Source organism: Pedobacter sp. B4-66, from assembly GCF_018492665.1.
Lineage (GTDB): Bacteria > Bacteroidota > Bacteroidia > Sphingobacteriales > Sphingobacteriaceae > Pedobacter.
This window is the reverse complement of sequence record NZ_JAFVME010000012.1, coordinates 228,113-251,919: the sequence shown is the minus strand read 5'-3', so window position 1 is coordinate 251,919 and position 23,807 is coordinate 228,113. Positions and strand designations below refer to the sequence as shown.

Annotated in this window: 15 protein-coding genes, 2 tRNA genes and 1 riboswitch; of the genes, 8 read left to right on the top strand and 9 right to left on the bottom strand. The window is 39.3% G+C overall.

Annotation, left to right across the window (positions count from 1 at the left end; all coding sequences use genetic code 11):
* Window positions 1-14: 14 nt before the first annotated feature.
* The 5 genes from J1905_RS19925 to J1905_RS19905 form a co-directional block, all read right to left on the bottom strand.
* Window positions 15-3,494: a PVC-type heme-binding CxxCH protein gene (locus J1905_RS19925; RefSeq protein ID WP_214228975.1), complete on the bottom strand. Its 3,480-nt coding sequence runs from the start codon at window positions 3,492-3,494 to the stop codon at window positions 15-17.
* Between the two features lies 1 nt (window position 3,495).
* Window positions 3,496-4,722 (bottom strand): GDSL-type esterase/lipase family protein, encoded by a 1,227-nt coding sequence (locus J1905_RS19920; protein ID WP_214228974.1) that lies wholly within the window; start codon window positions 4,720-4,722, stop codon window positions 3,496-3,498.
* 211 nt (window positions 4,723-4,933) lie between these two features.
* Complete coding sequence (locus J1905_RS19915) at window positions 4,934-6,850, bottom strand: peptide-N-glycosidase F-related protein (protein ID WP_214228973.1); 1,917 nt, start codon at window positions 6,848-6,850, stop codon at window positions 4,934-4,936.
* Between the two features lie 146 nt (window positions 6,851-6,996).
* Window positions 6,997-7,068 (bottom strand) — tRNA-Glu (locus J1905_RS19910).
* 39 nt (window positions 7,069-7,107) lie between these two features.
* Window positions 7,108-7,183: transfer RNA gene (locus tag J1905_RS19905), tRNA-Met, on the bottom strand.
* Between the two features lie 109 nt (window positions 7,184-7,292).
* Here J1905_RS19905 and era point away from each other — a divergent pair.
* Window positions 7,293-8,171, top strand: a complete 879-nt coding sequence (era, locus tag J1905_RS19900; protein ID WP_108206229.1) for a GTPase Era — start codon at window positions 7,293-7,295, stop codon at window positions 8,169-8,171.
* Window positions 8,172-8,218: 47 nt separating this feature from the next.
* Window positions 8,219-9,520: a ribosome biogenesis GTPase Der gene (gene der / locus J1905_RS19895; protein WP_214228972.1), complete on the top strand. Its 1,302-nt coding sequence runs from the start codon at window positions 8,219-8,221 to the stop codon at window positions 9,518-9,520.
* 2 nt (window positions 9,521-9,522) lie between these two features.
* Here der and J1905_RS19890 read toward each other — a convergent pair whose 3' ends face one another.
* The gene (locus tag J1905_RS19890; protein ID WP_214228971.1) at window positions 9,523-11,100 is read right to left on the bottom strand and encodes a S41 family peptidase; all 1,578 of its coding nucleotides are present in this window, start codon (window positions 11,098-11,100) and stop codon (window positions 9,523-9,525) included.
* Between the two features lie 160 nt (window positions 11,101-11,260).
* On the opposite strand from J1905_RS19890, the gene murQ reads away from it, so the two are divergent.
* The 6 genes from murQ (at window position 11,261) to J1905_RS19860 (ending at window position 19,031) form a co-directional block, all read left to right on the top strand.
* The gene (gene murQ, locus J1905_RS19885; protein WP_214228970.1) at window positions 11,261-12,067 is read left to right on the top strand and encodes an N-acetylmuramic acid 6-phosphate etherase; all 807 of its coding nucleotides are present in this window, start codon (window positions 11,261-11,263) and stop codon (window positions 12,065-12,067) included.
* 6 nt (window positions 12,068-12,073) lie between these two features.
* Window positions 12,074-12,643 carry a hypothetical protein gene (locus tag J1905_RS19880; RefSeq protein ID WP_173090423.1) on the top strand — a complete coding sequence of 190 codons (570 nt, stop codon included), beginning with the start codon at window positions 12,074-12,076 and terminating at the stop codon, window positions 12,641-12,643.
* 48 nt (window positions 12,644-12,691) lie between these two features.
* A complete protein-coding gene (locus J1905_RS19875) occupies window positions 12,692-13,444 on the top strand; it encodes a Bax inhibitor-1/YccA family protein (protein ID WP_214228969.1) in 753 nt (250 codons plus the stop codon).
* Between the two features lie 172 nt (window positions 13,445-13,616).
* Window positions 13,617-13,726, top strand: a riboswitch (SAM riboswitch).
* A 117-nt stretch (window positions 13,727-13,843) separates the two neighbouring features.
* Window positions 13,844-17,503 (top strand): methionine synthase, encoded by a 3,660-nt coding sequence (metH, locus tag J1905_RS19870; RefSeq protein WP_214228968.1) that lies wholly within the window; start codon window positions 13,844-13,846, stop codon window positions 17,501-17,503.
* A 35-nt stretch (window positions 17,504-17,538) separates the two neighbouring features.
* Window positions 17,539-18,492 carry a methylenetetrahydrofolate reductase [NAD(P)H] gene (gene metF, locus J1905_RS19865; protein WP_214228967.1) on the top strand — a complete coding sequence of 318 codons (954 nt, stop codon included), beginning with the start codon at window positions 17,539-17,541 and terminating at the stop codon, window positions 18,490-18,492.
* 104 nt (window positions 18,493-18,596) lie between these two features.
* Window positions 18,597-19,031 carry an META domain-containing protein gene (locus J1905_RS19860; protein WP_173090419.1) on the top strand — a complete coding sequence of 145 codons (435 nt, stop codon included), beginning with the start codon at window positions 18,597-18,599 and terminating at the stop codon, window positions 19,029-19,031.
* 25 nt (window positions 19,032-19,056) lie between these two features.
* Here the strand turns inward: J1905_RS19860 and thrC are convergent, their stop codons facing one another.
* From thrC to thrA, 3 genes are read right to left on the bottom strand one after another with little or no spacing between them, the layout of a single operon-like run.
* The gene (thrC, locus tag J1905_RS19855) at window positions 19,057-20,364 is read right to left on the bottom strand and encodes a threonine synthase (RefSeq protein ID WP_214228966.1); all 1,308 of its coding nucleotides are present in this window, start codon (window positions 20,362-20,364) and stop codon (window positions 19,057-19,059) included.
* 37 nt (window positions 20,365-20,401) lie between these two features.
* Complete coding sequence (locus J1905_RS19850; RefSeq protein ID WP_214228965.1) at window positions 20,402-21,337, bottom strand: homoserine kinase; 936 nt, start codon at window positions 21,335-21,337, stop codon at window positions 20,402-20,404.
* Complete coding sequence (gene thrA / locus J1905_RS19845; protein WP_214228964.1) at window positions 21,334-23,781, bottom strand: bifunctional aspartate kinase/homoserine dehydrogenase I; 2,448 nt, start codon at window positions 23,779-23,781, stop codon at window positions 21,334-21,336. The genes J1905_RS19850 and thrA overlap by 4 nt, the downstream gene beginning before the upstream one ends.
* Between the last annotated feature and the right edge of the window lie 26 nt (window positions 23,782-23,807).

Here is a 23,807-nt window from a genome sequence, read left to right as displayed (position 1 = left end):
GTCCTATTGCATAGCTATTGCCCCATCACCAATCTGGTTTGAGCCACATCATTAACAGCATCTTGTAATTGAACACTTAATACACCATCCTTTACCACAGAACGATCAATAGCTAAGGTTATTTGTTGGATACCCTGAGGGAAATTAGTAACTACACTGTTATCTGTAAACTTCAAAACAGTTTGACCGGCCCAGGCAGTTACACCCGATGTAGTGTTTAATGCCAACTTAACATTTCCTTTATTCAATACTTCTAAATCGAACTTTATGAAGCTATAACGTTTATTATTCACCTCTATAACAGGTAAATCAACAACTGGCAATTCTCCTGAAACCTTACTATACAAAGGCACCAATGGTACTTTTGTATTTGCTTTCGTAATTAGATCTAAACCTCCTGCACTAAGTTTACTACCTAACTCTTTACTTGCTGTTACTGTTCTCCATCTACGCACATAACGCTCATTCGGAACACGAAATTTACCGGTTTCACCAATTTTAGACAAGAAAGCAACCAAATTAATAAATTCTTGCTTATCCAAATTAGTCGTTAATCCTGGCGGCATTAATGAACCAGGCACCTTTTCAATCACTTTGATCTGCGTTTTGACAATGGCTATTTCCTTCCCACTCATATCCCGTATAACCACGTTTGTATTACCATCACTTATCAGATATCCCAAAACTTCAGACCCATCATTTTTAACAACCTTCTTTAGCTCAAAACCTTCTTTGATAGACTGATTAGGGTATAATATAGAACGGATAATAGTTTCTACAGGAGAACTTGTTCCTAAACTACTCAAATCCGGCCCAATACGTCCACCTGCACCACCAGTTGCATGACAGGTTTGGCAGCTAATTGCAGTTTTTCGGTATACTGCTTCGCCTAGTTCTGGATTACCCAAACCTTTTACTTCGCTAGCCAATTTGGCAATTTCTTGATCATTAGGCTGCTGTGGAGTACGCTCAGGAGGCAAAACCCCACCCGAAGCTTCCAATGCCTTTTTCAGATTTTTAACATCTTCATCATTATTTCTACTTGCTGCCAATTGACTTTGCATGGCTTGACGAGCTGCTTTTGCAAAACTTACAGGAATCTTTTTGGCACTAACCGCAACAGAAAAGGCATTCACGCTTTCTTTACTAGCCAATAATGGCTGGAATAACTCCGTAGCATCTGTTTGGGCAGGCAGGCTTTTTAATAAAGCAACGGCCATATTACTGGCTTCAGTAGCGTCAACACTAACCAATTGCGCCGTAGCCAATATTCTTAAATCCGTAGGATTTTTTGCTGTGGTCAATTCCAATAATGATTTTTTCGATTGAGTTGAACCTATTGTCGCCAGAGAGTTAAGAGCCGATTTCTTAATATTTTTGTTCTCTTTTTTAGCCAGGCTAGCTAACCTAGGGATTAAGCTTTCCAACTTCCACAGACCCACTAAACGAATTGCACCTGTCGCTTCAGATTCATCTTCATTCTCCAAAAAAGAAGCAATATGATTTAAATTCTGGTCGGGCTTTAAATTCCGCTGACGAACAACATCTTCCAATGTAGCCAACTGCGCTGTTATACTTTTATCATGCTTACTATTTCCCTGAAAAGCTAAATTGAAAAGTATATTCAAATCAGCAACCTTACCATATTTGGCAATCGAGCTTAAAACATCTTTCTCATACTCATCTGGCACCTTCCCTTGTTGATAAAGTTGAACCAGTTGCCCTACCGCATCCACATCACTTACTGATTTTAAAGCATACACCGTTTTCTTGTCATCTCCTAAAAAGGAAGGATCAGCTTTAATCTTTTTTAACCATACTGACTCCAATTCTCGGGTAGTTTGCCATAATGCAAAGTCAAGAAACTCATCCATAGGTTGCTCTAAAGCCTTCAATGCAATACGTTCTGCTTCGGGTGTATTTAATTTGCGCAGGGCAATCACAGCTTCCAATCGAACTTGGGGATGTTTATCTGTTATTGCTTTTGATAATATCGTCTGCACATCCGAAACCTTGTTAAACCAAAGTTGAAGCGCTCTCAAAGCAGCGGCTCTTGCATTATGAGTTTCAGCATTCAGCAAACTATTCAGTAATTTTTGGTTCACCACATCTAAGGATTGATATACCCAAAGTGCTTCCAATTGCTGATGCTCATAGTTTACATCTTTTTTATCCAGATTATCCACCCATTTTTCCAAAGCCGGAATAACATTCTTAGCTCCACGATTTTTCAACACTTGCTTAGCTTGTGAACGTGTCCAATCTTCAGGCAACTTCAAAGCATCCAAGAGCTCATCAATGCTGGCTTTACTCAATTTAGGAACTTTAACCAGCGGCCTATTTTTAGCTACAATACGCCAGATACGGCCATGCTGCTGATCACGACGAGGATCATAAAAATCGACCTCACCATGCTGAATGATAGGATTATACCAGTCTGCCACATAAATTGCACCATCCGGTCCTACTGTAATATCTACAGGCCTAAATGCTACGTTATCTGTCCACATCAAATCCTCCACCTGTTTCGAGGCGTAGCCACTTCCCTGTTCTTCCAGCTTAAAACGATTGATGCGATTGGCTCTAAAATCATTCGTAATAACACTTCCCTGCAATGATTCAGGTAAATGACGGCCTGAAATCACATCCAATCCACTGTGTTTAGGTTGCCCCGGATTTAAACCACGAATAGTCCTTTCCGCACCCAAAGCAGTCACAAAAGTTGCACCCGGGAAGGAATAATTTATACCTTCACCACCAGCGCCATCTGTTAAAAAAGACTGCCCCCATTTATCAAACTGTAACCCCCAGGGATTAACTAAACCTCTGGCATACACATCCAGTTCTAAAGTTTGAGGTTGCAATTTCCAAACGCCTCCTCCTTCCAGTCTTTTTGTGCCAAAAGGAGTTTCCACGTGGCTATAGATGTAAATAGATTGGTTAAAATAAAGTCGGCCTTCTGGTCCCCAACGAAAAGTATGAATCAAATGATGAGTATCACCGGTTCCAAAGCCAGTTAGAACTTGTCGTCTGGTATCTGCCTTGCCATCGCCATCTGTGTCCTTTAAATGTAGAATTTCTGTTGAATTGGCTACATAAACACCACCATCACCAGGTAAAATACCTGTTGGTGTCATCAAACCTTCAGCAAAAATGGTAGACTTATCAGCTTTACCATCGCCATCCGTATCTTCTAAAATAAAAATCTTATCATTTGCTTGCTCTCCCGTTTTCAAATGCGGATAAGCAGTACTGCTCACTACCCATAAACGTCCATCTTCATCCCAATTCATTTGAATAGGCTTTGCCACCATTGGCTCGGAGGCAAACAAGGTAACTTCAAAACCATCTGCTACTTTAAAGGATTCCTGTTCTTTCTTAGGGTCCGGATCAGGTTTTTCTTCATCAAACTGATAAACAGCGGCCGTAGCTAAAATAGCCACCGGAATCATCATCACTCCACAAAACACCTTGATTGAACGTTTAATTTTCATCTTACTTTACTGTTACAATTTGATATACGATAGATTTTGGTGCACTATTTAAATAAATTTGATTTTCCAACCAAACCATAATATATTCTAAATCAGCTAACCCCTCTTTATGTCTGCCTTGCTCATAGGCTCTAAAACCTGTAATATAGGTTTCGTTCCAAGGACGATACTGTTGAAAAAACAAATCATTCTTTTTGTTAATTAAATGTTGAATCTGCTTTGTCTGATCAAAAACACCACCCTGCTTGATTTCTATACCAGCCCCCCAGCTCTTTTCCGAAGCAGTAATCACGGGTACATTATCTGCAATTAAGGTATAAAAGCCTTTTTTTAAGCCTCCAATTTTGACAGTCCTCTTCTGCTCAATTTTGGGTAATTCAGCAGCTAATAGCGGCAATGGCAAGTAAGATTCTGCTATCGTAAATTTCATCTGTTGAGCTTCTGAGGGGACTATTTTCGCCGGTGTTGCAGCCTCAAGACCCGATTTTACCACTTGGATGTTTATCACCTGAGGTTGCGAAACTAAACCTAACCCATTCTCTAAGGCAGTGGCCATCAGGTAGTATCCGACTTCATTTAAATGGATACCATCCTCAGAAATTTTAGCTTGCTTTTGAAAATCGGTCACGGGATTATACAGATCGATAAACTGCTTATCCCGAGCCTTCGCAATATCAGCAATAGCTTTAGCATAAAGTTGTAAATCTTTATTTCTGGATTCCAAAATATCAACCGGTATTCCAGAAAGTACCGGAATGGGAGAAAGTAAAATAGCTTTAGCGCCTAGTTCGTCGGTTTTATCCAATAATTTATTTAAACCATCCTTAAATTTATCCAGTCCGGCAGCACCATCTTGCGCCTCTACACCACCATAAGCTATAAATATTATTGTAGGTTTAGCCGCGGTAATTTGCTGCATTAAAGTTTCGTAGGCCGTTGGAGGATTAGTAAAATGACTGCGTGCTTGCCCAAATACATTATCGCCCTCCCAGCCAAGGTTGCGAAAAGTCACTTTTTTATCTGGCCAACGTGTGGTTAATGCCAATTCTAAATAGCCATTTTTATCGCTTTCAAACAACGAATTGCCCAGGAAAACGACGCGATCACTATCCTTCAATTCAAATTCTACCGTCTTTCCTGCTTGATTTTGCGCCATAACAATAGACGGTATAGCAAAGAACAATAATAAGACATAACCAAACGTGGTCGACAAAGCGATCTTTCTCATGTATAGTTTTAGGTAATTTCCTCAGAAATTATTGTTAAAAATGCGATTTATATAGGTCGCATAATTGTACAAAAAACTTTTCAAATTATCATCCTGTTCTCTAGGTTACCAATTGTATCAATCTTAATAGATTAGATCATTTTCAGCTACAACTCTTTGACATACAGACACTAAAACAACTATCTATACCAAAAGCAATGATTATTGCCACTTACCGTCCTTTATTGATCCGTCCTTTAAACTTACTAATACCGTCCATAAAAGCTTCCACAATTATTCTTCCTGCAGGAAGATGCTTAAGATCATAACTGAATACAGCATTCTTGACAGATTTGTATTCATGTTTTTGCCATACAATACCATCTACCGTGATCTGCACCGTCATGTCACTTAGCTTGTTGGAAACCACGCTCAATTGCGTTTGGTCAACTACTGATCTTGGAAACATGGAAAACGCATAACGAGCTATTGTGCTATCTACTTCAAAGCCCGGAACTACCTTAAAACTAAACATTTCACCATTCCCGCAATCACTCTCGAAAGCATGGATAAGATTTCTCTTCATATCAAATAGGCGAAGATAACCATCTCCATTTTTAGGCTGTGCCCAGAATTGTAATCCATTGCCGGCAGTGTCGATCAGGTGAAGGGAGTGGGTACCTGCAGAAAGGCGTATGGTATCAGTATAAAGCGTTACAGCGGCTAACTGCGATGCTGTTTTTTGAAAAATAGTATCTTTTTGTGCATTTACAAGAAAAATGCTGTTGTCTTTAGGTTGTTTATTTGTAAGAAATTGCAGAACAAATTCTGAAGGGAATTTCTCTGGTGCAGTGAAGACAGCTTTCATTTCATTATCCGCTGACCATGCATCTTTCTTCCCGTTAGGTTGAATAAGCATTACATTAAATACATTTTCGCCATCTTTTCCCTGAATTTCTCCCGGTAATACAACCTCGACTACTTTATTAAAAGGAAGGTTTCCTTTCCAATGGAATGTTTTGGAGGGGAAACCATCGGTTCCATACGCAATTGTGAGCGAACGAACTGGATCGGCACCAAGATTCCTAAAGGATATACGAGGGCCGGAACTGGCCGGGTTCAACCGAAAAAAACGTTGTTCATCACTAGGAACCATAATGGATTCAACCGCCACATCTATTTTTTGCTTAGGTGGCGAATAATGAAACAAATAGGCTGAAATATTTTCAACCGCCTGTATGTTCTCAGTAGCGGTGTAAGGTTCCATTTGCAACGACACCTTATGGCTTCCCGGCTTTGTAAATACATCGATCACATCAGGCTGTTGTAAGTCACCCGGACACCAGTACGCCCGGTCGTATATCCAGGTACCCCCTTGCGGATACAGCGGATTGTTGCCACACTTTTTCCACATATCCCTCCTGTCAACTACTTTTCCATCCAAGATGAGTTCACGCCAGCGACTACAAAACTCACTGCAACCACGTGGCCTGTCCATACCATGCCCGGTATGCTGCATACGTATCCGACTTAACGCCGCACCACTTATCGACTCATAACTTATCGGCAGCAGATTCTCTTCAATTTTCTCTTTCGGATCTCCATATTTATACGCCTTATTCCACAAGGTTGTTATGCCAAGTGGTGTAACAACAGGAGGACCGGATAGGATTTCAAAGTCTAGGGTAAGTGCCCAGCCTACAGTTTTATCCTCATAACCGGAATGTACATAAACAATTTCTACACTATCACGAAGGAAAGGAGCGAAGTCGGTAACATCTACCTGCCATTTCCAGCTCCACCCTTTATTGTAAATACTGCCATACGGTGTAAGCATCCTGCCCAATTCGTAGTTAAGCACTGGGCCATGTGTTCCACCTTTGCGCCTCAATACAATATGATCCAGGTAATCCCAATGCGCAGTATGCAGGCTATCAGGGCTTCCTAGCGTAACGTGCATTGTTATTTTCCTTACGGGGTAATCAGCCTTAGGAAATATACCCCATGCAGGATAGGGATTTTCACCTTTAGCATCGCAAATAATAGTAGAATGGTTATGTGTAACGACGTGGCTTATCTCCTGCTTTTGCGCGACAGCGCTATAACAGATGATAAGACACAACAGAGTTAGTACAGGCTTTAAGTTCATTAATTTGAAAAAATATTAGTTAAGAAACGAAATAAAGATAACATGTTTTAATCACTTGAATTATTATTTCGACCTCAATAACTAAAATACGCTGTGGGATTTTTAGCATAAAAAAATCCCGCTCTACTCAACGTAAAGCGGGATCGTAGCCCGTAGGGGAATCGAACCCCTGTTTCCAGAATGAAAATCTGGCGTCCTCACCCCTAGACGAACGGGCCATTTTGGTTGCCTCAGCATTATTAATGCTGCGAACCTTTTGGTAGCGGGGACCAGACTCGAACTGATGACCTTCGGGTTATGAGCCCGACGAGCTACCAACTGCTCCACCCCGCACTATATACAATTTGGAGTCTTTATTAAATCCTTAACTCTTCTTCCGAATTGGAATGCAAAGATATAATTCGTTTCTTTGCGGTGCAAATTTATTTTAAAAAATATTTTTATGTCGCATAAAGCAGGTTTTGTAAGTATCATAGGTAAGCCCAATGTGGGCAAATCAACCTTAATGAATGCCCTGGTGGGCGAAAAGCTTTCGATCATTACTCCGAAAGCCCAAACTACCCGCCACCGTATTTTAGGAATTGTTAATGAAGAAGATTATCAAATAGTTTTTTCTGACACCCCGGGCATCATAAAACCGAGATATGGTTTGCAAGATTCTATGATGAGTTCAGTAAAAGGAGCCTTAACAGATGCGGATCTTATCCTGTTTGTTACCGACATTAATGAACAACACGACGAAAATGATGTGTTAGAAAAAATCATCAACACTACAATCCCGATGATTGTATTAATTAACAAGATTGATAATGCAACTCAGGAGCAGGTAGAGGAAAAGTCAGCATACTGGCAGGAAAAATTAAATCCAAAGCATATTTATGCTATTTCGGCTCTTCACCAATACAATCTTGAAGGCATTCTTACCATGATTTTAGATCATTTACCAGAACATGCACCTTTTTATGATAAAGATGACCTTACAGATCGTAACCAAAGATTCTTTGTTTCTGAGATCATCAGAGAAAAGATCTTTAACAACTATCAGAAAGAAATACCTTATAGCACAGAGGTCGTAGTTACTGCTTTCAAAGAAGAAGAAAACATCACTAGAATCAGTGCAGAAATCATAGTAGAGCGCGATTCTCAAAAAAACATACTAATAGGTAAAGGAGGTGCAAGTCTGAAGAAAGTTGGGACTGAAGCACGTAAGGATATTGAGAAATTTTTAGATCAAAAAGTCTTTCTTGAAACCTTTGTAAAGGTAATTCCAGACTGGAGAAGTAAAAAGAACTACTTAAAAAGTTTCGGGTACGAAAATTAAGCTTACCTTTGCAACCCCTTAATAATTAATACAATTCACAACACACCATGAGCAATATTATCGCAATCGTCGGAAGACCAAACGTAGGCAAATCTACCCTTTTTAACCGCTTAACAGAAAGTCGTAAAGCTATTGTTGATGATTTTAGCGGCGTAACCCGTGATCGTCACTACGGCTCGGCTGAATGGACAGACAGGCAATTCACTGTAATTGACACAGGTGGCTATGTAGCAAACTCTGAAGATGTTTTTGAAACAGCAATCCGCGAACAAGTAATTATTGCTATCGAAGAAGCAAGTGTATTACTGTTTATGGTTGATGTTACAACAGGCATTACGGATCTAGACGACGAAATAGCACAATTACTTAGAAGAAGTAAAAAGCCAGTATTTACAGTAGTAAACAAGGTTGATAATACCCAATTACAAAACGAAGCTTCTGTATTTTACGGATTCGGCCTTGGAGAAATCTACCCTATCTCGTCTATGACTGGATCAGGAACAGGTGATCTTCTTGATGATGTTGTAAGAAACTTCGAGGATCTTCCTGAAGAAGAAAACACGCTTCCTAAAATCACTATAGTAGGTAGACCAAACGTTGGCAAATCATCATTAATCAATGCATTAATTGGTAAAGACAGAAACATTGTTACCCCAATTGCAGGTACAACCAGAGACTCAATACATATTCATTACAACCAATTCGGTCATGAATTCATGTTTATTGATACTGCCGGTTTACGTAAAAAAACCAAAGTAAAAGAGAACATTGAGTTTTATTCTGTAATGCGTACAATTAAAGCATTAGAGGAAGCTGATGTAGTTATCTTAATGGTAGATGCAACTGAAGGTTTAGAATCTCAGGACGTAAACATTTTCCACCTTGCAGAGAAAAACAAGAAAGGCATCGTGATTCTTGTAAACAAATGGGACTTAATTGAGAAAGATAGCAAAACTGTAAAAGCATTTGAAGATCAGATTCGTCAGAAATTGCAACCATTTACGGATGTGCCAATTGTTTTCACTTCAGTAGTAACTAAACAACGTATTTTCCAAGCTATTGAAACTGCTTTAGAAGTACATAAAAACAGAGGCAAGAAAATCCCTACATCTAAATTAAATGATGTAATGTTGCCGATCATTGAAAACTATCCGCCACCTGCATTAAAAGGTAAATACATCAAAATAAAATACATCACACAGATCAACGGAACATCTCCAATGTTTGCTTTCTTCTGTAACTTACCTCAATACATCAAAGAACCTTACAAAAGGTTTATTGAGAATAAGCTTCGTGAACATTTTGATTTTAGCGGAGTACCAATCCAGATTTATTTCAGACAAAAATAAGCTTATTGCAAGCTTGTTAATGCCTGTTTTACCATAGCATCACTTAGGTTAAGCGCTTTATAATAACCTGCATCACCTAAGTGATACTTACATAAAAGCACCTTCATATCATTCAAGATAAGCGGCTTTGCCGAAGCAAGCTGCCTCTGGTCAACAACTATATTACGGTTCTGGATATACTTTACCAGATCGCGGTAATCTACCTCACTTACATTAAAGGTTGCCAAATTCTGTTCAATAAATGGCGTGGAGTACCTACTAGCCAAAACATCATAAACAAAATCAAGCAATACTCTTTTCGAGGCCAGAATGTTATAGCATTTATTATAACCAACAGTATCCATCTTCACGTAAATATCTGGCTGAATACCTCCACCAACATAGGTTCTGCCCTTCACACTGTCTTTTTTAACCAATCTTTTTGAGGTAAGCTCTCCATCATTGAAACGATTTTCGATCTCATCTTGATAAGCCTTGTAGCCATCTTTATATGACTTTTGAATACTTCTTCCAGATGGAGTATAATATCGCGCAATCGTTAAATTTAGTGCTGAACCATCAACAAAAGGAAACTGCTCCTGAACCAAACCTTTACCAAAAGATCTGCGACCAATAATCAGTCCCCTATTAAGATCCTGTACCGCACCAGCAAGGATTTCGCTGGCTGAAGCTGTATTCTCATTGATTAGAACAACCAACTTACCATCTTCAAACTCTCCGCCACCTGTTGCTACATAGTCTGTACGCGGCTCATGTTTGCCTTCTGTATAAACAATCAGTTTATTTTCTTCAAGGATTTGATTAGCTAAACCTGTGGCTGCAGTTAAATATCCGCCGCCATTATCACGAAGGTCAAGCACTAGTTTCTTCATCCCTACCGCTTTAAGCCCCCTTATTGATTCGACAAAGTCACTATCCGTATCCGCACCAAACTTACTAATTCTCAAATAGCCCACATCATTATTCAGCATATACGAAGCATCAATACTACTCACCCGCACCCTATCACGTTTTACGGTAAAAACAGTGGCCTGCGCATTACCCGGATGCATAATAGTTAGTTTCACGGCAGTCCCCTTTCGTCCTTTAATCTTACCAATCATCTGATCTCTTGGCAAAGCTTTACCACTAACAAAAATTGTATCCACTTTAAGAATTCTATCACCTTGTCTTATTCCAGCTAAAAATGCAGGCCCATCTTTAATTACATTAGTAACCAACAAAGAATCATTCAAAATATAATATTCGATACCAATGCCTTCAAAATTTCCACTTAGTGTTTCAGCAAATTCACTTGCCTTAGCAGGAGGAAGATATACGCTATGTGGATCCAGCTTATGCAATAAACTATCAATAGGAAGGTTATTTAAGCTATCCGGGTTAACCTCATCAACATAATTTCTATTAATGATGTGAAGAATCTCATCTACTTTCTGTGCATTATTATCTGCCACATAAGTAGTTTTTTGAAAGCTATAGCCCTGGTCTTTCAAGAACTTATAGCCCAAGAACATACCACCTATTAAGGTTACAGAATAAGTTAATGCAATTAGGAGATTATATTGGGTGTTCTTTTTCATTAGTAAAGGCACTGTAAAGGTATAAAATTACACGGGGATATACAGCAAAATTCGGGAGAGTTTATCAGTAAATATGTGCGATTTTCGCTATTTACAATTGATTTCCCCTATTATTTCTAGTTTAACAAGAAAATCGCCAATTTTAACAAAAATTAGAACAATGATAAGAATAACCGAGCAAGAATCAGCCTACAATGATATTGATAAAATGTCTGTACTTGAAATTCTGAAGGGTATAAATAATGAAGATAAAACAGTTCCGCAGGCCGTTGAAAAAGTAATCCCACAAATAGAAAAACTTGCTACTGCAGTTGCAGAGCGGATGAGGAATGGAGGAAGATTATTTTATATCGGCGCAGGCACTAGTGGTCGACTTGGCGTTGTTGATGCTTCAGAATGCCCTCCTACCTTTGGTGTTCCATTTGATTGGGTTGTCGGCATTATCGCCGGCGGAGATAGAGCGATAAGAAGAGCGGTTGAAAATGCTGAAGACGATGATAAGCAAGCATGGATTGATCTGCAAGAATTTAACATTGGCGCTAACGACTGTTTAATTGGTCTTGCAGCCTCAGGAACTACCCCATATGTAATTGGCGGATTAAACACTGCCCGTAAAAACAGTATTTTAACCGGTTGCATCGTGTGTAACGAAAGTGGTCCAATAGCCAAGGAAAGCGATTTTCCTGTTGAAGTTGTTGTGGGTCCTGAATTCTTAACAGGATCTACCAGGATGAAATCTGGAACAGCACAAAAACTAGTGCTAAATATGCTTAGCACTACTGTAATGATAAAATTAGGCCGAGTTAAAGGCAATAAAATGGTCGACATGCAGTTAACCAATCATAAGCTGGTAGACAGAGGAGTACTAATGGTAATGGACGAATTAAAAATAGATTATGGCCAAGCCGAAGAGCTACTTATCCGTTATGGTAGTGTTCGCAAAGCTGTAGAATCCTTTAATAAATAACCAACCATGCACGAAATAGAACCTTATTATCTTTGGAGAGATGATTACATCGCGGCCGAAGATGAGCGTTCTCCATTCTATAATACTGAATACTCGGAGTTTTACTTCGACAAGCAGCTATATAATTTCCTGATACACCCGCAATGGGATGATTTCGGATCAAGCACCATGTACCTCAAAGTACTTTATGCTGATTATGACAGAAATTATGTAATTATAGAACTGATTGGAGAGTGGAACGATGCAATTGGAAACGACATTATGCTCTTAAAACGCGAAATAATAGAGTTGATGATTGATGAGGGTATCAACAAATTCATATTGGTTGGCGAAAATGTATTGAACTTTCATTCTTCTGAAGACAGTTATTACGAAGAATGGTTTCAGGATATTGAAGATGGCTGGATTACAGGCATCAATTTCCAGGAACATGTGATTAATGAATTTCGCAGCGGTAATATCGATTACTACATTAACTTCGGTGGTGAACTTGACGATATGGCATGGAGAACACTCAAACCATTGCAATTCTTCAAAAAAGTTGAAGAAATACTGACAAAAAGGCTCGGGGCATAGCTTTTGTTAGAATGAAACTATTAGTATCTTTAAATAAATTTAAAACACATGGATAACAACAATAATTACGATTGGGCACAGAAATCTGTTTTTGTGCAACAAGAAACGGGAGTAGTTGCCAAGAAATTCTTTGCAAATGTATTCTTATGGATGTTTGTAGCATTAAGTGTTTCTACAGCGGTAGCATTTTACCTGGCTACCAATCCGGAATTACTTTTTAACTTTTTTAGTGCTCAAACAGGCAAACCTAATATACTTGGCTGGGTAGTTATGCTTTCACCTCTAGCCATATCATTAATTATGAATGGAGGACTAAATAGGCTATCATATGGCGCCATAGTTGGTCTTTTTATCCTGTTCGCAGCATTGCTAGGTATTAGTCTGAGCTCAATATTATTAGTATATACTTCAGCTTCCATCATTAGTTGTTTTGCAGCCGCGGCCGGAATATTTGGTATTATGGCAGTAATGGGCTATACCACAAATGTTGATTTAAGCAAATTTGGCCCTATTTTAATGGTCGGGGTAGTTGGTCTTATTATTGCAAGTGTTGTAAACGTGTTCATTCAAAGTCAAAACTTTAGCTTGTTCATGGCCTATATAGGTATCGCAATTTTTACGGCATTAACAGCTTATCACGTTCAAATGTTAAAAAGAATAGGACAAGGGATAGAGGAAAGTGGAGCACAGATGCTTGATACCGATTCTAAAAAATTAGCAATTATTGGAGCAATGTCACTTTATGTTACTTTCATCAACATTTTCATGTTCCTGTTAAGAATATTTGGCAACAGAAGATAACAACCCGTTTTCAAACAATATTCAAAAAGGCTGTGCAGATTTGCATGGCCTTTTTTGTTTTATTTCCAAAACAATATTCCGAAGACACTGAATAATTGCATCTTCCGTGCAATTTTATATGCTTTACCTCCCGTTTTTTTGGAAATCATTTTTCTTTGTTGCACCTTTGTAATGCTTATAGAGAAAGACGGAGGGATTAGACCCTGCGATGTCTTAGCAACCTGTGCTTACAAGGTGCTACATTCTACTGGAACCAAAACATTGATTCCCGAAAGATAAGTTAAAGTCGACACCTAAACCGGACTTTTCGAATAAGCTTTGTATGTAATGAGTTCGGCACTTGTTTAGGCGTAGCCTCTATCAACTTTAGCTTATTACCTACTCATATTACTATTAAAAATGGACATTAGAGCAGAGTTAGAAAAACGTATCTTGATCATTGATGGTGCGATGGGCACTATGATACAACGTTACGTCCTTTCTGAAGAAGATTTCAGGGGCGAACGATTCAAAGATCATCCGTGTGATGTAAAAGGTAATAACGATTTACTAAACATTACCCGTCCGGATATCATTAAGGCTATTCATACCGAATACTTAAAGGCCGGTACAGATATCATTGAGACCAATACCTTTAGTACCCAGCGTATTTCACTGGCCGATTACCAGATGGAAGAGCTTGACTATGAAATGAGCTTTGAAGGTGCTAAAATAGCCAAAGAGGCTGTTAATGAATTCATGGCGGCTAACCCCGACAGAAAATGCTTTGTTGCAGGTGCAGTTGGCCCTACCAACAGAACATTATCAATTTCCCCAGATGTAAACGACCCTGGATATAGGGCACTTACTTTCGATGAATTAGTTGATGCTTATTACGAACAAATACGCGGATTAGTTGATGGCGGTTCAGACCTGCTATTAATCGAAACCATTTTTGACACCTTAAATGCAAAGGCTGCCATATTTGCCATTAAAAAATATGAGGATGTAATTGGTTGTAAAATAGAAATAATGATCTCTGGAACCATTACTGATGCTTCTGGAAGAACTTTATCAGGTCAAACTGCCGAAGCTTTCTTAAACTCTGTAATCCACGCCAATCCTTTAAGTATAGGTTTCAATTGTGCCTTAGGTGCAAAAGATATGAGACCGCACATAGAAGAACTTTCTGCTAAAGCAGGATGCTACGTTTCTGCCTATCCTAACGCCGGTTTGCCTAATGAATTTGGCGCTTATGATGAAATGCCTCATGAAACGGCTCATTTAGTGGAAGATTTTATTCAGCATGGCTTTGTAAACATAGTTGGCGGTTGCTGTGGAACTACTCCGGATCACATCGGCTGTATAGCTGCAAAAGCAAAAAATGTAGCACCTCGTAAAATACCTCAAATAGAGCCACACCTGCGTTTAAGCGGCCTGGAACCAGTTACAATTACTCCAGAGAGTATTTTTGTAAACATAGGTGAGCGTACAAACATTACAGGTTCTCCAAAATTCTCTAAGCTAATTTTAGGTGGAGATTTTGAAGCTGCACTTACAGTTGCTCGTCAGCAGGTTGAAGGTGGTGCACAGGTTATCGACGTGAACATGGATGAGGGGATGATTGATTCAGAAGCCTCAATGACCAAATTCCTTAACCTGATTGCTTCTGAGCCGGACATTTCAAAACTACCTATCATGGTCGATTCGTCCAAATGGACAGTTATCGAAGCCGGATTAAAATGTTTGCAGGGAAAAGGAATTGTAAACTCTATCTCGCTTAAAGAAGGAGAAGACAAATTCCGCGAAAGTGCACGCAAAATCATGACTTATGGCGCTGCCGTAGTGGTAATGGCTTTTGATGAGCAAGGACAGGCCGACAATTTTGAAAGAAGAAAAGAGATCTGTAAAAGATCATACGATATTTTAGTTGATGAAATTGGCTTTCCAGCTCAGGACATCATCTTCGATCCGAACATCCTTACCGTTGCAACCGGATTAGAAGAGCACAACAACTATGCGGTAGATTTTATAAACGCTACCCGCTGGATTAAAGAAAACCTGCCTCATGCAAAAGTAAGTGGTGGTGTTTCAAACATCTCCTTCTCTTTTAGAGGAAATAATACCGTTAGAGAGGCTATGCACTCTGCATTCTTGTACCATGCCATCAAAGCTGGTCTAGATATGGGAATTGTAAATGCTGGTATGCTTGAGGTTTATCAGGAAATCCCACCAGAACTATTGGTTCTTGTTGAGGATGTATTGCTAAACCGCAGAGATGACGCTACCGAACGATTGGTAGAGTTTGCCGACACCATCAAATCTAAAGGAAAAGAGATTGTCAGAGACGAAGAATGGCGCAAAAACAGTGTCGAAGAAAGACTGTCTCATTCATTAGTTAAAGGAATTATAGAGTACCTTGATGCTGATGTTGAAGAAGCACGTCAGAAATACCCTAGGCCAATTCAGGTAATTGAAGGTCCATTGATGGATGGAATGAACATTGTAGGTGACCTATTTGGAGCCGGTAAAATGTTCTTACCTCAGGTTGTAAAATCTGCCCGCGTAATGAAAAAGGCTGTTGCTTATCTCTTGCCATTTATTGAGCAGGAAAAGCTGGATAACCCAGATCAGGATCAGAATTCATCTGCAGGAAGAGTATTAATGGCAACTGTAAAAGGTGACGTACACGATATCGGAAAGAACATTGTAGGTGTAGTTTTAGCTTGTAATAACTTCGAAATCGTTGATATGGGCGTAATGGTCCCTGCACAGGAGATCATTAAAAAAGCCAAAGAGATAAACGCTGATATTATTGGATTAAGTGGTTTAATTACCCCTTCTCTTGATGAAATGGTACATTTTGCCAAAGAAATGGAGCGCGAAGGTTTCACCATTCCTTTGATTATCGGTGGTGCTACAACTTCGAGAATCCATGCTGCTGTTAAAGTTGCACCTAACTATTCTGGCCCAGCTATACATGTGCTTGATGCTTCTAGAAGTGTAACTGTTTGCAGTACCTTAATGAACAAGGATGCCCGCGAAGATTACATCAACGGTATCCGCGAAGAATACGATAAAGCACGTGAGGCTCACTTAAACAAACGTTCAGATAAGCGCTTTAAAACAATTGAACAAGCCAGAGAAGACAACTTTAAGATAGATACCGCATTAGTTGCTCCTGCCCCATCATTTACAGGAACCATGGTATTTGAGAACTACCCTCTTGAAGAACTTGTACCTTACATCGACTGGACACCTTTTTTCCAAACCTGGGAACTACGTGGCAGTTATCCTCGTATCCTTGAAGATAAAGTTGTTGGTGATGAGGCTAAAAAGCTTTTTAATGATGCTAAAGTATTATTGAAAAAGATTGTTGATGAGAAATTACTTACAGCAAAAGCTGTAATAGGTTTCTGGCCAGCTCACGCAAAAGGCGATGATATTGTGCTTGATGTAGAAGGTAAAGAGGTAGTAATTCACACCTTACGCCAACAAGCTGAAAAGGTTGCAGGTCAACCTTACTATGCACTATCAGATTTTATTGCTCCAAAGGAAACCGGTGTTCCTGATTATTTTGGTGGTTTCGCCCTTACTACAGGAATTGGCTGTGATGAAATGGTAGCTGAGTTTGAAGCTAACTACGACGACTACAACAGTATTATGGCAAAAGCACTAGCTGATAGACTTGCCGAAGCTTTTGCTGAGAAAATGCATGAGCTTGTGCGTAAAGATTACTGGGGCTATGCAAAAGATGAAAGTCTGGACAATGAGGCGCTGATTAAAGAAGAATACGCAGGTATTCGTCCGGCACCAGGTTACCCAGCTTGTCCGGAGCATACAGAAAAAGGCACCTTATTTGAATTGCTTGATGCAGAAAACAGAATTGGCTTACGTTTAACTGAAAGCTATGCAATGCATCCTACCGCAGCAGTAAGTGGCTTTTACTTTGCTCACCCACAATCAAGATACTTTGGCCTTGGTAAAATCACTAAAGACCAGATTGATGATTATGCAGTGAGAAAAGACATGCCTGTAGAAGAAGTAGAGAGATGGTTAAGTCCTAACTTAGCCTATTAATTTAAACCGAACCAACACAATACGAGACCATTACAATGAAAATTATAGATCATATAAAAAACGCTAACGGTAAAACGTTATTCTCATTTGAACTATTACCGCCTGTAAAAGGCAAAAGCATAGAAGAAATTTATAAAGCAATAGACCCGTTGATGGAGTTTAACCCTCCATTTATCGATGTAACCTATCACAGAGAAGACTACATCTACAAGCAACACAGTAACGGCCTGTTAGAAAAAGTTTCTTATCGCAAAAGACCGGGTACAGTAGCCATTTGTGCTGCTATCATGAACAGATACAAAGTAGATGCAGTACCTCACTTAATTTGTGGTGGTTTTACCAAAGAAGAAACTGAAAATGCATTAATAGATCTTCAGTTTCTAGGCATCGACAATGTATTGGTATTAAGAGGAGATGCCCGCCATGCGGACTCTTCTTTTATCCCAACACCAGGCGGTCATGCCTTTGCCACGGACTTACTTCAGCAGGTAGCAGATATGAACGTTGGAAAATACCTTCACGAAGATCATTCTGCATTTAAAACGGACTTCTGCATAGGCGTTGCCGGTTATCCAGAGAAACATTTTGAGGCCCCTAATTTGAAAGCTGACTTTAAATACTTGAAACAGAAAGTAGATATGGGTGCAGAGTTTATTGTAACCCAGATGTTTTTTGACAACAGCAAATACGTAAATTTTGTGCAGCAATGCAGAGAGAACGGCATCAATGTACCGATCATTCCGGGTTTAAAACCGATCACCTCATCTAAGCAGTTAATCAGTTTACCAAAGGTATTTCATATTGATCTTCCAGAGGAATTAACTGAAGCTGTTCAGGCATGTAAAGATGAAAAGCAAGTAAAAGAAATAGGGATAGAATGGATGATACAACAATGCAAAGAGCTGATTCAGGTTGGCGCACCTGTATTGCATTTCTATACAATGAGCAATCCAGAACCTACTAAGAAAATAGCACAAGCTATATTTTAAGAAAACATACTATCAAAACAATCGTCGTCCTGAAAAATTCAGGACGACGATTGTTTTTAAATTAGTCTTTGTACCTTTATGGTGACAACACTAATTCTAATGCTATGAAAAAACTGATGATACTTACACTTGTAATTACAAGTGCACTTGCTGGCTGTACTACCATGAAATCTGGAACAATAGGAACTGGTGGCTTATCTCAATTAAGTGGAACATGGGAACTTAACTACATTTCTGGTCCAAGAATAGCATTTAACGGCTTATATCCAGGCAAAAAACCTACTATTAAATTTGAAATAACAGAGAAAAAGTTCAGCGGCAATACCAGTTGTAACTCTTACTCTGGAGCCCTTGTTGCCGATGATACAAACATCAATTTCACCTCCCCGTTTGCAATGACAAAAATGGCTTGTCCTGGCGAAGGCGAATCAACATTCCTTGAAATGCTTAAGAAAGTTGGCACTTATGCAGTAACTAGCGACACCACCCTTAACTTTATGATGGGTGATATCGCTATTATGAGATTTAGTAAAAAGTAGGTACTATCTAGTAAATATCCGAAAGCTAGTACCTATTCAAATACGCTTTAAAAGATTCATAATCAGTATTCATGTTTTCTGCCTTTTTTGGCTTAGCTAACAGATCTTTTACCTGATCGGGAAACTCAATCTTTGCTTTGATCGTGTCCGGAAAAACGTCAGGGAATTTACAAGCATGCGCTGTAGAAAGGAATACACCTGTATAATTGCTATCAGCATTTTCCAATTTATACTGTTGCAAAGCAAGCCATGCTATTGCAGTATGCGGACAAGCAATATAATTGAACTGCTCATATATCGCATTAATACCTTTCAAGGTATCTTCGTCAGTAAAACGATAACTCTGCACAATCTGTTGCAATGCTTCTTTGTCGTTTTTAAACAAATCCATTATCCTTACCCAATTGCTAGGCGCACCAACATCCATAGCGTTAGAATAAGTTTGTACTGACGGTTTAGTTTCGTAGATCCCTGTTTCTAAAAACCTCGGAACAGTATCATTCACATTAGTTGCCGCTATAAATTTCTTTACAGGTAAGCCCATTTTATAAGCTAAAAGTCCCGCAGCAATATTTCCGAAATTCCCACTTGGCACAGAAAATACTAGATCAGCTTTGCCCTGTCTTTTTAACTGAGCATAAGCATTAAAGTAGTAAAATGTTTGAGGGATTAACCTCGAGATATTAATGGAATTTGCAGAAGTTAATCTTAATTTGGCGTTCAGTTCATCATCAGCAAAGGCTTGTTTCACCAAACTCTGGCAATCATCAAAAGTTCCATTTACTTCTAATGCATAAATGTTTTGTCCATTCGTACAAAGTTGTAGTTCCTGTATTTCGCTCACTTTCCCTTTAGGGTAAAGGATAGTTACCCTTGTATTGGGAACACCTAAAAAGCCTAAAGCTACGGCTCCACCAGTGTCTCCAGAAGTAGCGACAAGCACATCCAGGGTTTTCTCATTGTCTTTTAAGAAATAAGCCATAATACGGCTCATAAATCTAGCGCCAAAGTCTTTAAAGGCAAGCGATGGGCCATGAAACAACTCAAGGACTGCGGTATTGTCATCAAGCGCAACTACAGGAGCTTCAAAATTGATGGCATCCTCAATAATGCTTTGAAGATCTTCTTTAGGCATTGCTCCTTTAAGTAAAGCCGCAGCTACTTTAAAAGCAATTTCTGAAAGTGAAAACTGGTCAATGTTATCAATAAATTCTTTATCCAATTCTGGAATGCTGACAGGCATATATAACCCTTTGTCCAAGGGCATGCTGTTAAAAACAGCTGTTGCAAAGTCAACACTTAAACTATGGTTATTGGTACTGTATAATTTCATTTTGTTTGGTCATGTTTTAAATTGATCATCATCCTCTCTAGTCCAGTATAATTGGTCCCTTTTTATTTACTTCCGAAACAAAAGACAAGCTGTTTATAGAAATACTCTGCAAATGCTGCTTTAACTTTTCGGTGATCTTATTTGCCGTATCCGCATCCTTTGTAAGTGCAAATACCGAAGGCCCAGAGCCCGAAATACCAAACCCTACAGCTCCGGCTTTCATGGCAATAGTACGAAGTTTATAAAAATCAGGGATTAAGATAGAACGAGTAGGCTCAACAAGTATATCTGTCATGCTTCTTCCAATCAGGTCATAATCTTTCATAAACAAGCCACTAACTAGTCCGGCCACATTTCCCCATTGAGTAACTGCGTCCTTTAACAACACTTTAGAGCGGATCATCTGACGCGCATCTTTAGTCGGCACATCAACCTCAGGATAAACTATTGCAGCGTGCATCTCCTCAGGAAAAGGCAAACTAATAATGTCTAATGGCTGATAGCTCCTGATCAATACAAAACCACCCATAAGTGCAGGCGCAACATTATCTGCGTGACCATAACCACAAGCCAATTCCTCGCCTTTCATAGCAAAAGGAACCAGTTCTTTGTTGGTCAACAAATTACCCAACAACGAATTTATGGCGAACAAACCAGCCACAGTACTAGCCGAACTTGAACCAAGTCCGCTGCCTATTGGCATCTTTTTATGAAGCTCAATATCAACACCCAAATCAGGTTTCCCTATGTGATTCAAGTAATGTTGTACACTAGCACTTACTGTATTTTTTGTAGGATTTAATGGCAATTTACCATCGTCACCTGTAATTTTTGAAATATTGATACCCTTACCCTCAGTAAGGCTCATAATCACCTCATCACCCGGCTGATTTACCGCAAAACCCAAAACATCATATCCACAAACCACATTTGCTACGGTAGCCGGGGCGAAAACTTTTATAGAATTTCTCATCGTTTACCTACGTTTATAATGTCAGCAAATACACCTGCAGCAGTTACTTCAGCACCAGCGCCTGGCCCTTTTACCACTAATGGCCTGTCTTTATAACGATTGGTAGTAAACGAGATAATGTTATCGCTACCTGAAAGTGTATAGAAAGGATGATCCTCATCAACCATTTGTAAGTTGATGGAAACCTTTCCACCTTCAAGCTTACCAATATACCTAAGTACTTTATTCTCTTTAATGGCCTGATTTTTCAAACCCTCAAAGTATGCTGAGTTATTTTTCAATTCTTTATAAAAATCGGCCACGCTTTCTGCAGCCATACACGATGGAGGCAACATATTTTCCAGTTCAATATCTTTTTCTTCCAATGCATATCCGGCATCACGAGCCAGAATAAGCATTTTACGCATAAAGTCTTTACCGTTAAGGTCATCTCTCGGATCAGGCTCAGTATAGCCCTTTTCCTGAGCTTCTTTTACCACCTCATGAAACAGAACCCCATCTTTATAATTATTAAAAATGTAAGAGATAGTACCCGATAAAATAGCTTCAATGCTACCTACCTTATCACCGCTTAACATCAAATCTTTAAGTGTACGGATGATTGGCAAACCTGCACCTACATTCGTTTCATAGAAAAAGTCGACTCCATAAGTTCTTGCTGCTTTTTTAAAGGCTGCATATTGTTCGTAATCTGCAGAGTTACCTAGTTTATTACAAGTAACCACAGAAATACTCGATTGCAAAATATCCAGATAAAACTCAACCGGATTATGACTTGCAGTATTATCAACAAACACACAGTTTGGCAGATTCATCGCTTTCATTCGTCTGATAAAATCAGGCAAACTTGCTTTGGTCTCTTGGCTATTCAAATCCTCTTCCCAGGTATTAAGATCGATACCCCTTGGATCGAGATACATTTTGCGGGTATTACTTACCCCCATAACTTTAACTTGCAGATCGTTATTATCGGCGAGGAAAGGCATCTGATCCTGAAGCTGTTTAAACAAGGTTTTCCCTATGTTTCCGGTTCCAAGACAAAATATATGCAACGTTTTCTTAAGGTCTGCATAAAATGCATCATGTATCGCATTTACGGCTTTAGACAAATCCGTTTTTGAGATAATTACCGAAATGTTGTACTCCGAAGAACCCTGGGCAATAGCCCTAACATTTACACCATTACGACCAAGCGCGCTAAACAACTTGCCCGACATACCTGGTGTACGTTTCATGTTTTCGCCAACTATTGCTACAACAGACAAACCGTTTTCTACTTCAGGATATTCCAGTTTTCTGGCCTGAAGCTCCAATTCAAATTCTTTATTAATTAACGACAATGCTTTTAAAGAATCAGCCGGTTTCACCGCAAAAGTAATGCTGTGCTCAGATGACGATTGAGTAATCAACACAACGTTAACCTGCTCACGAGAAAGCATAGAAAACAGCCTACCACTAAAGCCTGCTTTACCCACCATACCGCTTCCAGACAAGTTTAAAACGCTGATCTCGTCAATCGATGAGATTCCCTTTATCGGAAGGTTCGAAGGGCTTACACCGTGTTTAATATATGTTCCTGCAAAAGCAGTATTGAATGTATTTTTAATTACAATCGGAATCTTCTTTAAAAAGGCAGGAATCATTGTTGGAGGATAAATTACCTTTGCACCAAAGTAAGATAGCTCCATTGCCTCTGTATAGCTTAATTCAGATAATGAAAAAGCTTTTTTAACGATGCGAGGATCAGCAGTTAGCATACCATCAACATCAGTCCATATCTGTATTTCAGACGCATTTAAGGCTGCACCCCATATTGCGGCTGTATAATCACTACCACCACGACCAAGCGTAGTAACGCGTCCCTCATCATTGCTCGAGATGAAACCTGTAACAAACAACATTTTGTTATTATTGGCTTCGTAAAAATCATTGATGAGCATCTCGGTCATGTAAGTATTTACCTTAGCCTGGCCAAAATTACTGTCAGTTTTGATCAACTCAGCTCCGTCCACATAAAGTGCATCAGGAAATTGTCGCTTAGCGATATGACTAATCATTACCGTAGAACAGCGCTCTCCATAGCTAAGAATCAAATCTCTGGTTTGAGCACTAAGCTCACGAAGATTATATACAGATTGTAAGATATCTTCAAGCTCATTGAAATAAATTTTAAGCTTAGTAAGCACCGGATTTTGTGCTCCTGCAGGTAATAAAGTTCTAATTACCTTAAAGTGTTTCTCCTCAACAAGTTTCAATGCATCGCCGTAGTCTCTTAAGTTCCGGGCATTTTCCGCCATGTCAAGTAATGCGTTGGTAACACCGCCCATTGCTGATAAAACTACTATAGGGTTCTCATCTCCCTGTAGCGGCTTAAGTATCTCTATCAAAGCGCTTATGCTTTCGACAGAACCGACTGATGTGCCTCCAAATTTTAAAATATTCATAGTTGTTGGTTATAAAAAAAGCGCCT